The sequence below is a fragment of the Methylobacterium sp. 13MFTsu3.1M2 genome (assembly GCF_900112625.1).
Lineage (GTDB): Bacteria > Pseudomonadota > Alphaproteobacteria > Rhizobiales > Beijerinckiaceae > Methylobacterium.
In genome coordinates, this window is the sequence record NZ_FOMM01000024.1 from 16,653 (window position 1) to 31,806 (window position 15,154).

Consider the following 15,154-nt stretch of genomic DNA (forward strand, 5'->3'; position numbering starts at 1 on the left):
CGTAGCCAATCACGACAAATGAGACCTCGGGGGCGCGCCGCACGCGGCGTCGGTCCCCGTCCGGGACGACCGGCCCTCATCGGCCGGCGACCGGGACCAGGTTTCGGGAGAACCGCCATGCAGGACCCCGTGAGCGCCGCCGGCGCTCCGCTCGTGACGATCGCCATGCCGGCCCTGAACGAGGCCGCGCACATCGCCGACGCCATCGCGTCGGTGCTGCCCGACCGGGACGCCATCGCCTGCGAGCTGCTGGTGCTGGACGGCGGCAGTCGCGACGACACCTGCGCGATCGTCGCCGCCCTGAGCGCCCGCGACCCCCGCATCCGGCTCGTCCACAACGAGCGCCGCATCCAGGCGGCGGCGATCAACCTCGCCGCGCGACTCGCGCATCCCGCCTCCGCCTACCTCGTCCGCGCCGATTGCCACGCCGTCTATCCGAAGGGATTCGTGCAGAACCTCGTCGGCACGATGCGCCTGCGCCAGGCCGTCTCTGTGGTCGTGCCGCTGCGGACCGTCGGGGTCACGCCGCTGCAGAGGGCGATCGCGGCGGCGCAGAACAGCCGCCTCGGCAACGGCGGCTCGGCCCACCGGCAGGGCGGCATCTCGGGCTACGTCGCCCACGGCCACCACGCGGCCTTCGACCGGCGCGAGTTCCTGCGGGTCGGCGGCTACGACGAGACCTTCACCCACAACGAGGATGCCGAACTCGACCGGCGGCTCTGCGCGGCGGGCGGGCGGATCTACCTCGCCGCCGAGCTCGCCATCACGTACTTCCCGCGCGCCTGCCTCCGCAGCCTCGCCCGACAGTACCTCCAGTACGGGCGCGGCTGCGCGCGGACCCTCGAGAAGCACGCCAGCCTGCCGCGCGCCCGCCAGATCCTGCCGGCCCTGGTCCTGCTCTACGCCGTCGCGGCCCTGCCGCTGGCGGCCCTGATGCCCGCCCTGCTGATCCCGCTGCTGCTCTATGCCGGGGGCTGCGTCCTGAGCGGCCTCGCCCTCGCGCTGAAGGCGCGGGAACCCGTCCTGGTCATGAGCGGCCCGGCGGCCGTGACCATGCACCTGTCCTGGGCGGCGGGGTTCCTGTCCTATCCGGGCTACCGGCGGACGCTGCTCCGGGCCGCCCTGCGAAGGAAGCGCCGCCTGCTCGGCCTCCCGCCGGGATCCGACGCGGCGCGCGTCAACTGACCGCCTGAGTCCTCGTCGGCCGCGCCCCGCCGGCCGCGCCCCGCCATGTGCGGAGCGCGGCCGGGGCATGTCAGAAGCCCGACGCTCTCTCGCATCCGTCGCCCATTGGCCCTTCGGGGCGGTGGTCTCGCGCGACCAAGGCGATTATCGACACGCGCAACGATCCGGCCGCGTCAGGGCCCGGAGACCGGCCGCGCGCCGCGCGCGGCAGCCCAGGAGAGTTGTGACCGTGCCCGACAGTACCCCGCGTCCCGTGATGCTCGTGATCCTCGACGGCTGGGGTCTGCGGGACGCGGTGGCCGACAACGCCGTCCACCAGGCCAGGACGCCGGTCTTCGACGGTCTGATGCGGGAGCGCCCCCGGTCGCGGCTGACGACCTTCGGCGCCGATGTCGGCCTGCCCAAGGGGCAGATGGGCAATTCCGAGGTCGGCCACCTCAACATCGGCGCGGGCCGCGTCGTCCTGCAGGACCTGCCGCGGATCGACGCGGCGGTCGCCGACGGCTCCCTCGCCCGGAACCCGGCCCTGGTCCGGTTCATCGAGGCGCTGCGCGCGTCGGGGGGGACCTGCCACCTCGTCGGCCTGCTTTCGCCCGGCGGCGTCCACGCGCACCAGGACCACGCCGTCGCGCTGGCGCGCGCGCTGACGACGGCCGGCATCCCGGTCCGGCTCCACGGCTTCACCGACGGGCGCGACATGCCGCCCCGCTCGGCCGCCACCTGCATCGCCGACGTCGCGGCCGCCCTCCCGAAGGGCGCCCGCATCGCGACGCTGTGCGGCCGCTACTTCGGCATGGACCGCGACCGGCGCTGGGAGCGGGTCCAGACGGCCTACGACGCCCTCACGGAGGCGCGCGGGACCCGGTTCGAGCGGGCCGGGCAGGCGGTCGCCGCGTCCTACGCGCAGGACGTGTCCGACGAGTTCATGCGGCCCGCGATCATCGGCGACTACGCCGGCATGCGGGACGGCGACGGCATCCTGAGCTTCAACTTCCGCGCCGACCGGACCCGGCAGATCCTGGAGGCGCTGCTCGACCCGGCCTTCGCGGGCTTCGAGCGCGCGCGCACGGTCCGGTTCGCCGCCGCCCTGGGGATCGTCCAGTACAGCGTCGAGATCGACGCCTTCGCCGAGACCCTGTTCGGGGCCCTCGACCTGCCCAACGGCCTCGGCGAGACCGTGGCCCGGGCCGGGCGCGCGCAGCTGCGCATGGCCGAGACCGAGAAGTACCCGCACGTCACCTACTTCATGAACGGCGGCCGCGAGGAGCCCTTCGCGGGGCAGGACGCGATCCTCGTGCCCTCGCCGAAGGTCGCGACCTACGACCTGCAGCCGGAGATGTCGGCGCCCGAACTCACCGACCGCGCCGTGGAGGCGATCGGCTCCGGGCGCTACGACCTCATCATCCTGAACTTCGCCAACCCCGACATGGTCGGCCATACCGGCAGCCTCGCGGCCGCCGTGACGGCGGTGGAGACCGTCGACACCTGCCTCGGCCGCGTCGTCGAGGCGGTGACGGCCCAGGGCGGGGCGCTGCTGGTGACCGCCGACCACGGCAATTGCGAGATGATGCGCGATCCCGAGACCGGCGAGCCGCACACCGCCCACACCCTCAACCCGGTGCCCGCCGCGCTCGTCGGCGTCGACGGCGTGACCCTGGCCGACGGACGGCTGGCCGACGTGGCGCCGACGCTCCTCGACCTGATGGGACTGGACCAGCCGGCCGAGATGACCGGCACGTCGCTGATCCGCCCGCGGGGCGAGGGCTGAGGGCGGGGCCGGCGGCACGCCGCCTGCAGAGCCCGGGCTGTCATGCGCGCCGTCCCTGCGTTACCTCCCGCCACGGGCCGGTCTGTCCCAGCGTGGTGCGAGGTCGTGGTGCGTCTGACCGGTTCTAGGACATGATCGCCCGGCACAGCCTGATCTATGTCGGCTCGCGGGGCTTCGCGGCCGCCCTGAACATGGCCTCCGTGGCGGTGTTCACGCGGCTCGCGCCGGTGGAGAGCTACGGCACCTACCTGTACGTCCTGTCCTGGGCGCTGGTGCTCTACGGGGCGACCTGCCAGTGGCCGAAATTCGCGTTCTTCGCCCTCTACGACGAGGCGCGCGAGCCCGCGCAGGTCGGCACCGTCGTGCGGATCCTGGGCGGCACGCTGCTCCTCGCCGGGCTCGGCAGCGCGCTCGCCGCCGCCCTCGGCCTGATGCCGGCGCGGATGGCGGCCGCGATCCTGGCGCTGGCCTTCGGGACCACCCTGTTCGAGGGCTCCACCGAGATCGCCCGCACCCGCCTGCGGGCCGGGGCGGTGGCGGCCTCGGTGATGAGCCGCGCCGTCCTGATCCTGGCCCTCGGCAGCCTGGCGCTGCACCTCTCGCAGGATCCCCTGCACCTCGCCTTCGCGGTGGCGGCCGCGAACGCCCTGGCCTCCCTGCCGGCCGCGGCCACGATCGCCCCGATGATGCCCGGCCGCGGCAGCCGCGCGGAGGCGCTGCGGCTGTTCGCCTACGGCTGGCCGCTGGTGCTGTCCTTCGGGACGGCGGCGCTCGCCCAGAGCCTCGACCGGCTGATCATCGCCAAGACGGTGGGGCCGGCGGGGCTCGGCGCCTACGGGGCCCTGGCCGACTTCCTGAAGCAGAGCTTCATCGTGTTCGGCGAGGCGATCGCCCTGTCGCTGATCTCGATCGCCAAGCGCGAGGCGCGGGTGGGCGGGATGGCGGCGGCCTCCGGGGTGCTGCGCGACGCCGCACGGGCCATGACGCTGATCGCGGCCTTCGGGGCCGTGTTCTTCCTGTGCTTCGACGATCTGGTCGTGGCGGTGCTGCTCGGGCCCGACTACCGGGCCGAGGCGCGGGAGCTCGCCCCGGTGCTGATCCTGGCGAGCATCCTGATGATGTTCCGCGCCTACTATTTCGGGCAGGTGATCTACTTCGCCCGCTCCAGCGGCCTGGAGGCGGCCGCCGCGTTCGCGACCCTCGCCACCGTCGCCGCGCTGTCGCTCCTGCTGATCCCGCGCTTCGGCGCCGCCGGGGCGGCCCTCGCCTTCGCCGGCGGCCAGAGCGCGGCCTGCCTCGTGCTGGTGCTCGGCGCCCGCCGGACCGGCACGACGATGCCGCTGCCGCTCGCCGACATGGCCGGCATCGCCGGGATCGCGCTGGCCTGCGGCGCGGTGAATGCCGGCATCGCCCTGGTCCCCGGCGGCCTGTTGCCGCCGGGACAGGCCCTGCGCCTCGTCCTGCTCACCGCCGCCGCCGGGGTGACGGCGTGGCGCTACGACGTGCTCGGCTTCGCCGGCGCGATCCGTCACCGTCTCGCGGCCTGACGGTCCCGCGATGGCAGGCCCCGCGTCGGACACCCCATCGGACACGGCCGCGCTTCCCGGCGGGCTCGTGGCGGCGGTCCGGCTCCTCGACGGGGCGGCGCCCTGGGTCCCGGCCTGGCGGGCCCTGGGTCGGGCGAGCCTGGTGCGCAACCCGTTCTACGAGGCGGGCTACGCCCTGGCGGCCCGCGATGCCTTCGGGGCTGGCGTCCGGCTCCTGCTCGTCGCCGACCAGCCCCCCGAGGCGCCCGGGGCCCGGCTCCTCGCCGCCTGGCCGTTCCGGCCGTCGCGCCGCCGCTGGGGCGTGCCGCTGCCGCTGCTCGTGGGCTGGACCCACGGCTACGCCCCGTTCGGGGCGCCGCTCCTCGACGGCGCCGCCCCGGAGGCCGCCCTGGCGGGGCTGCTCGCCGCGCCGGGCGCCCTCGGCCTGCCGCCGCGCCTCCTCCTGCCGAACGCTCCGACCGACGGCCCCCTGCCTGAACTCCTGACGGCGTGTGGCGGGCGCCGCGCCGCGTACTGGCCGCACGACCGCGGCCTGCTCGACCTGACCGGCCTCGGGCCGGAGGCGCGGGCCTCCTATCTCGGGCACCTCTCCGGGCAGCGCCGCCGCAAGCTCCGCCGCGCCCGCGCGCGCCTCGAGGCGGCGGGGCCCGTGACCTTCGAGATCCTCGCCGCGCCCGAATCCCTCGGCCCCGCCCTCGACGCCCACGTCGCCCTGGAGGCCGCCGGCTGGAAAGGTCAGGCCGGCACGAGCCTGGCGCAGCGGCCGGCGGAGATCGCCTTCCTGCGCGCCGCCCTGGCCGATCTCAGTGCCGATCTCAGTGCCGATCTCGGGGCCGCGGACGGCGTGCGGATCGCGCGCCTGCGCCGGGGCGACCGGCTCCTGGCCTCCCTGATCCTGCCGGTCACCGGCCGCGAGGCCTGGGTGCTGAAGATCGCCAACGACGAGACGCGGCCCGAGACCGCGCCGGGGGTCCAGCTCGTCCACCGGCTGACCGAGGCGGTGGCCGGGGGCGACTGGCCGATCGACCGGATCGATTCCTGCGCGCCGCCGGACTTCGCCCTCGGCACCACCTTCTGGACCGCGCGCCGGCCGATCGCCCATCTGCTGGTGGAGGCGGGCCGCGATCCGCTGTTCCCGGTGGCCCGGATCCTGGAGCGGGCCCGGGAGCGCGTTGCCCGGGCGCGTCTCACCATCCGAAGCGGGCGATCTGCTCCAGCCGCGCCCGCGTCGCCGCCGCGTCGTGGCCCGTGACGGCGATCCGCCCGGACAGGTCGTAGCAGGTCGCGCAGAACGGCAGCTGCAGCAGCGTGTACCCGTCGTCCCGCGCCCGGGCGACGGAGGCGATGAGGCAGGGCAGGACCGGCTCGTCGGGCGGCCCGGCGAGGCAGTCGGCCCGGGGGCTGCCGAAGGCCGGGCGGTTCGGCCAGGTCAGCAGGAGCGTGGTCCCGCCCCGGCGGTCCGGGGCCGGCGGCAGGGTGTAGCTGCGCAGGAACAGCGCGCCGGCCGCGAGGACGAGGACCGGCAGGATCAGGGCTGTGCGCATCGGCGGTGTCCTCGCGCCTCAATCCCCCGCGTCGAAGCGCGTCCGATAGAACACCTCGCGGCCGGCGCCGTCGATCACCCGGACCGCCTCGGCCGGCTCGCCCGAGCGCTGCGGCACCCGGGCGCGGGCGAACAGCCGCAGGGCCCGCTCCTGCGCGCTCTCCAGGCTGCCGACCCGCACGGAGATCCGCGTCTGGATCTCGTCCGGCTCCGGTCCGAGGACTTCGATGTGGAAGGTCTCGCGCACGGGTATCCGCCTGATCGAGGGATCTTCAGCGCCGGATATCGGGATCCGGCCGCCGGCCGCCATAGCATGTTCCGGCCGGGTATCCGGTCCGGCGCCGCGCGGCGAGCCCGGGACGACGCGCCGCGGGCTCGATCTCGGCACGAAGTCCAATTGCCCCGCGGCCCGCCTCGGCACTAAGAGGGCCGCTCCGCCCGAGGAGACATCACCGGAGGAACCCCGTGGACCCGCTCAAGGCCGCCGCCGCGACGCTTCTCTGCCTCGCCCTGTTCTGGCTGGCCTTCCGGCTGACCCGGCGCTTGGTCGATCTCGCCATCGCGGGGGGCTACGCCGAGGAGCGCCGACGGCTCGCCGAGGAGGAGGCCGCTCAGACCGAGGCGGGCGCCGTGCCGCAGGCCTCGGCCATCCGGGCGACCCCCGCGAGCTTGGCCTCGAACAGGGACCAGTCATCCGCCGCGGCGATCGGCGCCCACAATGCCTCCACCTCGTCGATCAGGAGCGTGCAGGGCGCCTCCGCGAAGTAGGGATGGTCGAGCCGCGCGCCCGGGGCGGGCGCGAGCGGCTCCAGCGCGGCCCGCACCGGCGCGAAGGCCTCGTGCGCGTAGTGGCCGGCGGACGGCCCGGCCTGCGCGCGGGTCGCGCTCGCGAGGCCGCCGTACCAGTCGAAGAAGAACCGCTCGAAGGGCGCCCGCGTCTCCGCGAGGAACCGCCAGACCGCCGAGACCAGCCGGTCGGTCTCCGGCCGCGGCGCCGGGGCGAGGCCGAGCCGGCGGAACAGGGCCTCGGCGAACGCCTCCTGCAGGGCCGGCCCGAATCCGGAGAGCGCCGTTTCCAAGCGCGCCTGGGGGGCCAGCACCAGCAGGCAGTCGGCGAGCCGGGCGAGGTTCCAGAACAGGGCCTCCGGCTGGCGGCCGAAGCTGTAGAGCCCGGTCTCGTCGAAGTAGGCGGCCGTGAAGTCCGGATCGTAATGCGGCAGGAAGCGCCAGGGCCCGTAATCGAAGCTCTCACCGGTGACGTTGATGTTGTCGCTGTTGAGGACCCCGTGGACGAAGCCGGCCGCCGCCCACTGCGCGCCCATCCGGGCGACCCGGGCGACCACGTCCTCCAGCAAGCCGACGGCGCGATCCTCAACGCCGTCGCGCCAGAGCTCCGGCCGGTGGGTCGCGATCGTGTGGTCGAGGAGCCGGGCGATGTTGTCCGGCTCGCCGAGCGCCAGGAAGCGCTGGAAGCTGCCGATGCGGATGTGGCCGTGGGACAGGCGCACCAGCACCGAGGCGCGTGCCGGCGAGGGCTCGTCGCCGCGCACGAGGTCCTCGCCGGTCTCGATCAGGCTGAAGCTCTTCGAGGTGTAGACGCCCTGCGCCTCCAGGAGGGCGGTGGCCAGCACCTCGCGCACGCCGCCCTTGAGGGTGAGCCGCCCGTCGGCGCCGCGCGACCAGGGCGTCGTGCCGCTGCCCTTGGTGCCGAGGTCGAGGAGGCGCCCGTCCAGGCGGTCGTGCAGCTGCGCGAACAGGAAGCCGCGCCCGTCGCCGAGGTCCGGATTGTAGGCGCGGAACTGATGGCCGTGGTAGCGCAGGGCCAGCGGCGTCTCGAAGCTGCCCGGCAGGGGCTCGAACCGGCCGAAATGGGCGATCCACGCCGCCTCGGACAGGCCGCCCAGTCCGACCCGCTTCGCCCAAGTCTGGTTGCGGTAGCGCAGGATCGTCCGCGGGAACCGGGCCGGCGTCACCGGATCGAAGAAGGCGGGGCCCAGATCGGCGTGGCGCCGGGAGGGCGTGAAGGCGGTGTCGTCCATGCGGCGGCGCGTCTCGCGGGGTGAGGATGAGTCCCGTTGTACCAAGCGAGCCGGACGCGATCCGTTGCCGATCCCGTCCTCGCGAGCGCGGCGAAGCAACCCAGTGCAGCGGGACATCGGCCGAGCGTGGCGCTGCCTGGATCGCTTCGCTCCGCTCGCGAAGACGGCGGCCGACCCGAGAGGCGTCACGATCCTAGAGATCTGGTCGGGCCGTCCCGGACACCTGCCGCAGGGCCTCGCCGGCGATCATCGCGGCCGCGACCGCGACATTGAGCGAGCGCAGGCCCGCCCGGATCGGCACCACGATCCGGGCGTCGGCGGCCGCGTGCACCGCCTCGGGCACGCCGGCGGATTCGCGCCCGACCATCAGGCAATCGTCCGGGCGGAAGGCGAAGTCCGTGTAGGGCACGGCGCCCGCCGTGGTGGCGAGGACGAGCCGGATCCCGGCCTCGGCCCGCCACGCCGCGAAGGCCGCGAAGGAGCGGTGCCGGGTGATCGCCACGTGGTCGAGGTAGTCCAGGCCCGAGCGGCGCAGGTGGCGGTCCGAGACGTCGAAGCCCGCGGGTTCCACGATCTCCACCGCCAGCCCGAGGCAGGCGGCCATGCGCAGCATCGTGCCGGTGTTCTGCGGGATATCGGGCTGGTAGAGGGCGAGGCGGAGCATGGCGCCGGCCTTGTGCGGGGCGGAAGGCCCCGCCGTCAAAGGCCCCCGGCGCCGACGCGCAGCCGGCAAACCGCCGGGCCGGCCCCCGCCGGGGCCGAGACCGCGCGGAACTTAAGCCCCGCCAGAACCTTGAGGCGGCGCGACCCCCCTGTGCGGCCCCCGTCTGAAAGACCTGCTCCGATGCGCACCCCGCTCCTCGCCTCGGCCCTCCTGCTGGCCGGCCTCGCCACCGCTTCGGCGCAGACCGACGGCGCCAGATCGGACGGCGCCAAGCCGGACGGCGGCGCCGCCGCGACCCCGGTCCCCGGCCAGCCCGCCACCATGGCCGACAGCCTGCGCCCGACCTTCGTGGCCCAGGCCCCCGACGACATGGTCGCCAGCAAGCTGATCGGCTCCAGCGTCGTCAACGGCGCCAACGAGACCATCGGGCAGATCGCCGACTTCGTCCTCGACCAGAAGGGGGCCGTGAAGGCCTGGATCATCGGGGTCGGCGGCTTCCTGGGGATCGGCTCGAAATACGTCGCGGTCGACCCGTCCGTGCTCAAGCTCGACCGCACCGACGGCAAGACCCTCCAGGCGCGGATCGACACGACCAAGGACCAGCTCCGGGCGGCGCCGGAATACGTCTATCTCGGCAAGGAGCCGCCGAAGGGCGCCGCCCCGGCGAGCCCCGCGGGGGAGCCGGCCTCGAAGCCGTAGCGGTCGCGCCGGCGCGGCGCCGATCGGTCGGCCGGCGGCACCGCGCCGGCTTGCCTCCGCGCGCCGTTGTGTGCTGTGCCGGCCTCCCCGGAGGTCGGAACCCGTCCCATGCGCCGCGCCCTCGTCCCGCTCCTCGCCTTCTGCCTCGGCCTCATCGGCCTGACCGGGGCGGCGGTGTTCGCGTTCCTGCCCGACAAGGCACCGGTGGGCGTGCCGAGCGTCGGCGGCCCGTTCACGCTGGTGAACCAGGACGGGCGCACCGTCACCGAGCGCGACTTCGCCGGCGCGACGCACCTCGTGTTCTTCGGCTTCACCCACTGCCCGGACGTCTGCCCGACCACCCTGCAGCAGATCTCCGACGTGCTCGCCGCCCTGGGGTCGAAGGGCAAGACGATGCGGGTCGCCTTCGTCACGGTGGATCCCGAGCGGGACGATCCGGCGAGCCTCAAGACCTACCTGTCGAGCTTCGACCCGCGCATCACCGGCCTCACCGGCACGCCCGAGCAGGTCACCGCCACCGAGAAGGCGTACCGGGCCTATGCCCGCAAGGTGCCCGCCAAGGACGGCGACTACACGATGGAGCACACCGCCCTGGTGTACATCATGGACGCGCAGAACCGCTTCCTCGGCGCCCTCGACCTGACCCGGCCGGCCGACGAGGTCGCCGCGCAGCTCGCCAAGAAGATCTGACCGCCGGCCGGTCCGGCCGCACGCGCGTCAGAGCGTCATCCCGGCGTGGAAGCGGTCGGGGGAGAGCGGCAGCAGGAACTGCACGCCGAAGCCGCCCTCGAAGTAGCGCACCAGCCGGCCCGGCGTGCTGCCCACCGTGACGGCGGCGCCGAGGGGCAGCGGCACCGGGCAGGAGATCGCCACGCCCGACATCGAGATGTCGATGAGGCGCGCCCGGATCTCGCGGCCGCCCTCGACGCGCAGGACCACCGCCGTGTTGGTCGGCACGAGGCGCTCGTGCGAGCGTCCCTCCGGCAGCCCCAGCATCTCCCGGTTCGCCAGCCAGGTGAGCTGGGAGGCGAGCTTGTCCCGCTTGCGCGACGTGGCGTTGAGCTGGACCGCGAACCCGTCCGGGCAGGTGCGCGCGACGACGCCCTCGATGCGGCCGATATGCTCCAGGTAGAGCACCACGCGCTCGCCGACCGCGCCCTTGACCGCGCAGGTCAGCCGCACGCCGCCCGGCGACATGTCCACGGTCTGGCAGGGATATTCCCGGCGATCGGCCAGCATGTAGCGGCCGAGCACGGCGACCCGCACGCGCTGGTGGCGGCGCTGGTCGGCGGCACCGCGCGCCGGCTCGGCGGCGAGGCCGCGCAGATCAGTTCCAGCGGTGGCCTCGACCGCGATCATTCCGAGATTGGTCCTGCGCCGGAGAATGGCCGGTGCAGACTAGGCACGGACAGTTACGAAACCCTTTTTTCCTGCTTCGGGATCGATCGGCCTTGTAGAAACATCCATTGTCGAGCCCTGCCGCGTCGTGCGCGATCGACTTGTGCGCCGAAGCTTTCCTCGGGTGCACGCGCCGATTCGATCGAACTGGCCGTCCCGGACCGGGCGTAACCTTGGACGAATACGGTTCTCAGGCGCGCCCGCCGGCGTGGACGAGGAGGTGGCCGTGGCGCACCGGCCCGGGGTAGCCCGCGCTCGTGCGCACGGCGGTGCGGGCGGGCGGGACGGGCTCGGTCCGGCGGCTGGGCAGGATGCGCAGGGAGGTGGTCTCCGCCTCCACCAGCGGGCGCAGGCCGAGCCAGTGCGGCGCGCCGTCGAGGCTCAGGGTGCCGAGGGCGCGGACCTGCGTCCGGCCGCGGTGGCGCAGGGGCAGGAGCAGGAGTTCGAGATCCGCCGCCTCGCCGGCCGCGTTGGTGCCGCGCAGGCCCGCGACGACGCCCAGCGTGTCGCTGGCCACGATCTCGACGATCCGCCAGGGATCCGTCGCCCGGGAGCCCCACAGCTTGGCGAAGGGCTCGCCCTTCAGCTCGCGGCCGTACAGGGCGCAGACCCGGGTCCCCGCGAGCCGGATGCTCGCGGAGCGGCTCGGCATGTCGAGTTCCAGGATCAGGCTGTCGGCGAGGAGGTGCCGGATCTCGCCCGGCTCGATCTCGGCGCGTTCCGGCGCGGCCCGTTCTCCGCGCAGGCGCTCCCAGTAGGCGTGGAGCATGCGGCTGGTGGGATGCTTCATCGGTGTCCCGATTCTCAACGCCTGTGGTTCATCCCCGGATCATTCTGGCACATCCGCGGGGGTGTGACCGGCCGATCCGGGCGTTCACCGCGTCCGGGCGCACGGGCCGTGCCGGCTCCCGCACCCGCGCGCCGCCGGTCCCGCCGGCGCCGCGCGGGGCGGGGGGTAGCGCGTCGTGGCCGGCGACACAATCGTCGCACCCCGCCGGGCGCGCCGCGGCCGTCCAGGACGGATCCGGAGTGAAGACGGGGCGGTGCGCGATACGGACCGCGATCCGACCGGTATTTGCGAGCTTCAATACGTCGCCGGGGCTTGCCCGATCGCGCCGCGCCCCGACATGGTGCGGCGATGGACGCCTCCCCCGATTTCCCGCGGCAGAGCCGCGTGCCCGTGTTCAACATGCCGGGCATCGTCACCGCGTCGATCGGGCTGCTCCTGGCGATCCAGGCGGTGCGCGAGTTCCTGCTGCCGGACACCTGGGACATCCGCCTCGTCCTCGACCTCGCGCTGGTCCCGGCGCGCTGGACCCTCTGGTTCGATCCCGGCCGGGCCTCCGAGGTGATCCGCGCCGCCGCCGATCCGGGCGATCCCGGCCTGGAGGCGGCCCGCGAGGCCTTCGCCCGCTACATCGTGGGCGAGCACGCGCTCCAGCCCTGGACGCTCGTCACCTACGGGCTGCTGCACGGCTCGTGGATGCACGTGATCTTCAACAGCGTCTGGCTCGCGGCCTTCGGCGCGCCGGTGGCGCGCCGCTGCGGCGCCCTGCGCTGGTGCGTGCTCGCGCTGGCCGGCACGGCGGCCGGCGGACTTCTCCACATCCTGATCGACCCGCTGAGCGCGGGGCCGCTGGTCGGCGCCTCGGCGGGGATCTCGGCCCTGATGGCCGCCGCCGCGCGCTTCGTGTTCCAGCCGCCGGTCTCGGGCTACGGCGCGCCGGCCTGGCAGGTGCCGCCGCCCCGTCCCGCCGAGACGATCCCGGAGCTGCTGCGCAACCGGACCGCGGTGTCGTTCCTGGTGATCTGGCTCCTGACCAACCTGCTCTTCGGCCTCGTCAGCGTGCCGCTCGTCGGCGAGAACGCCGCCATCGCCTGGGACGCCCATCTCGGCGGCTTCATCGCGGGCTTCTTCCTGTTCCCCCTGGTGGATCCCCGGGAGCCGCGCCGGCACTGAGTCCCTGCCATCGACGCCCGGCACCTTGCCATCCGGCCGGATCGATCACACACTCGCCACAATGTGAACGAGCCGGGCCAACCCGGCCGAGAACGCCATCAGGGCGCCGCGGGCTGACGGCGCACCGGCCGCGTCACACAGGGAGAGAGCCATGACCGTCGCACGCATCCTCGCCGAGAAGGGCAGCTCCGTCGTCACCGTGGGCCCCGACAAGACCCTCGATGAGGTGATCCAGATCCTCGCCGACAAGCGGATCGGCGCCCTCGTGGTCGCCCAGGCCGACGGGACGGTGGCGGGCATCATCTCCGAGCGGGACATCATGCGGGCGCTCGCCCGGCACGGGGGCTCGGCCTTCGACGCGCCGGTCTCGGCCCACATGACCACCGCGGTCACCACCTGCGGCCGGACCACCACGATCGAGGAGGTCATGACCCTCATGACCGACGGGCGCTTCCGCCACGTGCCGGTCTGCGAGGACGGGCGGCTGATCGGCCTGGTCTCGATCGGCGACGTGGTGGCGCGCAAGATCGCCACCGTCGAGGCCGAGCACCAGGCCCTGCGCGACTACATCACGATGGCGTAGGGGCGCCGGCACCGCGCGTTTCTCTCGCCCTCCGCCCCCGGGCCGCGCCGGTTCAGGGCAGGCCGCTGCGGCGCGACGCGCTCCCTCTCCCGTGCGGGAGAGGGGACCCGCGCCCCTTCGTCGACGGGCGAGCAGGCCGACATCGCGAGCCCGTACCGCCCGCGGTCCGCCTCACGCCTTCACGGGATCGAGCGTGACGTGCCAGAGGTCGGTATCGGCCGCGTCCTTGAGGGTCACGGTCATCTGCTCGGTGGCGCCGTCCACCGCGACGTGGCCGAAGAACTGGTAGCCGGCGGCCGGCGACAGGTTCACCTGGCCCTTGTCGGGCGCCTTCACGTAGCGCAGTTGCGGCCCGAACGTGTTGTCCAGCGCGTTCGGCCCGAAGGTGCCGGCGTGCAGCGGCCCGGAGACGAACTCCCAGAACGGCTCGAAATCCTGGAACTGCGCCTTGTCGGGGTCGTAGTAGTGGGCGGCCGTGTAGTGCACGTCGGCCGTCAGCCAGACCGTGTTGCGGATCCCCGCGCTCTTGATGAAGCGCAGCAGGTCAGCGATCTCCAGCTCGCGCCCCAGCGGCGGCCCGTCGCCCTGCGCCACCGCCTCCGAGCCGAAATTGCGGTCGGTGTCGTAGGTCACCACGAGGCCGAGCGGCATGTCGGCGGCGATCACCTTCCAGGTGGCGCGGGACTCGAGCAGCGCCCGCTTCAGCCACGCGATCTGCTGCGGCCCGAGGAAGTAGGATTCGGGCCCGTACGCCGTCTGCCGGTTCTCGCCGTTCGGGCCCCGGTAGGAGCGCATGTCGAGCATGAACACGTCGACCAGCGGGCCGTAGCCGATCTTGCGGTAGACCCGGCCGGGCTCCGACGGCTCGAAGCGCATCGGCATGTACTCGTGGAAGGCCTTCGCCGCCCGCAGCTGCAGCGCCAGCACGTTCGGGTCGGCGTACTTCTTCTTCAGGTGCTCGGCCCGGGTCAGCGGCTCGCCCGGCCACCAATTGTTGGTGACCTCGTGGTCGTCCCACTGGGCCAGGATCGGCACGGCGGCGTTCATCGCCAGCACGTTCCGGTCGGTGAGGTTGTACTTGTGCCGGCCCCGGAACTCCGCGAGCGTCTCGGCCGGCTTGGCCACCTCCTCGGTCACCCGGTTGCGCCACAGGCTGCCGTCGGGGAGCTTCACCTCGGACTGGATCGGCCCGTCGGCGTAGATCGTGTCGCCGGAATGGATGAAGAAGTCCGGCCGGTTCTTCAGGATGGCGGAGTAGATCGTCATGCCGCCGCGGGCCTCGTCGATGCCCCAGCCCTGGCCCGCCGTGTCGCCCGACCAGCAGAACGACACCGAGCGCCGGTCCGCTGGCGCGGTCCGGAACCGCCCGACCTGGTCCGGCCCGACGATGGTCGGCGCGGCGACGTCCTCCAGGCGGACCCGGTAGAACACGTCCTGGCCGGCCGGCAGCCCGGTCAGCGCCACCTTCACGGTGCCGTCGGTCTCCGGCAGGGCGTCGGCGAAGACGCCGCCGCGGATGTCGGCGAAGCTCTCGGTGGTCGCCCACTCGATGATCGCCCGGGCTGGCCGGTCGGACCGGGCCCAGACCACCGCCGAGTCGGTGCCGACGTCGCCCGACTGGAGGCCGTGGGTCAGGAGCGGCCGGTCGGCGGCGCGGCTCAGGCCGGGCCGTCCGAGGCCCGTGGCCAGCCCGACGAGGCCGGCGCCTCCAGACAGCAGGATCTGACGGCGACTCGTATACATTGGAGGTCCTCCAGCATGCACGGGC

Annotated in this window: 15 protein-coding genes; 8 read left to right on the top strand and 7 right to left on the bottom strand. The window is 73.8% G+C overall.

Annotation, left to right across the window (positions count from 1 at the left end):
• Nucleotides 1-117: 117 nt before the first annotated feature.
• From BM314_RS22565 to BM314_RS22580, 4 genes are all read left to right on the top strand, one after another.
• Entirely contained in the window at nucleotides 118-1,185 is a 1,068-nt protein-coding gene (locus BM314_RS22565) for a glycosyltransferase family 2 protein (RefSeq protein ID WP_091980323.1), read from the top strand.
• A 256-nt stretch (nucleotides 1,186-1,441) separates the two neighbouring features.
• Nucleotides 1,442-2,953 (top strand): 2,3-bisphosphoglycerate-independent phosphoglycerate mutase, encoded by a 1,512-nt coding sequence (gene gpmI / locus BM314_RS22570; RefSeq protein WP_091980413.1) that lies wholly within the window; start codon nucleotides 1,442-1,444, stop codon nucleotides 2,951-2,953.
• Nucleotides 2,954-3,084: 131 nt separating this feature from the next.
• Nucleotides 3,085-4,500: a lipopolysaccharide biosynthesis protein gene (locus BM314_RS22575; protein ID WP_091675739.1), complete on the top strand. Its 1,416-nt coding sequence runs from the start codon at nucleotides 3,085-3,087 to the stop codon at nucleotides 4,498-4,500.
• 10 nt (nucleotides 4,501-4,510) lie between these two features.
• On the top strand, nucleotides 4,511-5,752 hold the full coding sequence (locus BM314_RS22580) for a GNAT family N-acetyltransferase (protein ID WP_091980326.1): 1,242 nt from the start codon (nucleotides 4,511-4,513) through the stop codon (nucleotides 5,750-5,752).
• Here the strand turns inward: BM314_RS22580 and BM314_RS22585 are convergent.
• From BM314_RS22585 to BM314_RS22600, 4 genes are all read right to left on the bottom strand, one after another.
• Complete coding sequence (locus BM314_RS22585; protein WP_091980329.1) at nucleotides 5,688-6,044, bottom strand: hypothetical protein; 357 nt, start codon at nucleotides 6,042-6,044, stop codon at nucleotides 5,688-5,690. The genes BM314_RS22580 and BM314_RS22585 overlap by 65 nt on opposite strands.
• An 18-nt stretch (nucleotides 6,045-6,062) precedes the next feature.
• Entirely contained in the window at nucleotides 6,063-6,290 is a 228-nt protein-coding gene (locus BM314_RS22590) for a hypothetical protein (RefSeq protein ID WP_020091174.1), read from the bottom strand.
• A 364-nt stretch (nucleotides 6,291-6,654) separates the two neighbouring features.
• Nucleotides 6,655-8,082 carry a protein adenylyltransferase SelO gene (locus BM314_RS22595; protein ID WP_091980332.1) on the bottom strand — a complete coding sequence of 476 codons (1,428 nt, stop codon included), beginning with the start codon at nucleotides 8,080-8,082 and terminating at the stop codon, nucleotides 6,655-6,657.
• Nucleotides 8,083-8,275: 193 nt separating this feature from the next.
• A complete protein-coding gene (locus tag BM314_RS22600) occupies nucleotides 8,276-8,746 on the bottom strand; it encodes a tRNA (cytidine(34)-2'-O)-methyltransferase (RefSeq protein ID WP_020091172.1) in 471 nt (156 codons plus the stop codon).
• 180 nt (nucleotides 8,747-8,926) lie between these two features.
• Between BM314_RS22600 and BM314_RS22605 the strand changes: the two genes are divergently transcribed.
• Complete coding sequence (locus BM314_RS22605; protein ID WP_020091171.1) at nucleotides 8,927-9,445, top strand: PRC-barrel domain-containing protein; 519 nt, start codon at nucleotides 8,927-8,929, stop codon at nucleotides 9,443-9,445.
• Nucleotides 9,446-9,553: 108 nt separating this feature from the next.
• Nucleotides 9,554-10,135 carry an SCO family protein gene (locus BM314_RS22610; protein ID WP_020091170.1) on the top strand — a complete coding sequence of 194 codons (582 nt, stop codon included), beginning with the start codon at nucleotides 9,554-9,556 and terminating at the stop codon, nucleotides 10,133-10,135.
• 27 nt (nucleotides 10,136-10,162) lie between these two features.
• Here BM314_RS22610 and BM314_RS22615 read toward each other — a convergent pair whose 3' ends face one another.
• Both BM314_RS22615 and BM314_RS22620 read right to left on the bottom strand, forming a co-directional pair.
• Nucleotides 10,163-10,804, bottom strand: a complete 642-nt coding sequence (locus BM314_RS22615) for a PilZ domain-containing protein (protein ID WP_020091169.1) — start codon at nucleotides 10,802-10,804, stop codon at nucleotides 10,163-10,165.
• Nucleotides 10,805-11,033: 229 nt separating this feature from the next.
• Nucleotides 11,034-11,633: a PAS domain-containing protein gene (locus tag BM314_RS22620; protein ID WP_020091168.1), complete on the bottom strand. Its 600-nt coding sequence runs from the start codon at nucleotides 11,631-11,633 to the stop codon at nucleotides 11,034-11,036.
• 348 nt (nucleotides 11,634-11,981) lie between these two features.
• On the opposite strand from BM314_RS22620, the gene BM314_RS22625 reads away from it, so the two are divergent.
• Nucleotides 11,982-12,803, top strand: a complete 822-nt coding sequence (locus BM314_RS22625) for a rhomboid family intramembrane serine protease (protein WP_056526486.1) — start codon at nucleotides 11,982-11,984, stop codon at nucleotides 12,801-12,803.
• A 151-nt stretch (nucleotides 12,804-12,954) separates the two neighbouring features.
• Nucleotides 12,955-13,386, top strand: a complete 432-nt coding sequence (locus BM314_RS22630; protein ID WP_020091165.1) for a CBS domain-containing protein — start codon at nucleotides 12,955-12,957, stop codon at nucleotides 13,384-13,386.
• Between the two features lie 171 nt (nucleotides 13,387-13,557).
• Here the strand turns inward: BM314_RS22630 and BM314_RS22635 are convergent, their stop codons facing one another.
• Nucleotides 13,558-15,129 (bottom strand): alkaline phosphatase D family protein, encoded by a 1,572-nt coding sequence (locus BM314_RS22635; protein WP_091980335.1) that lies wholly within the window; start codon nucleotides 15,127-15,129, stop codon nucleotides 13,558-13,560.
• Nucleotides 15,130-15,154 lie beyond the last annotated feature (25 nt).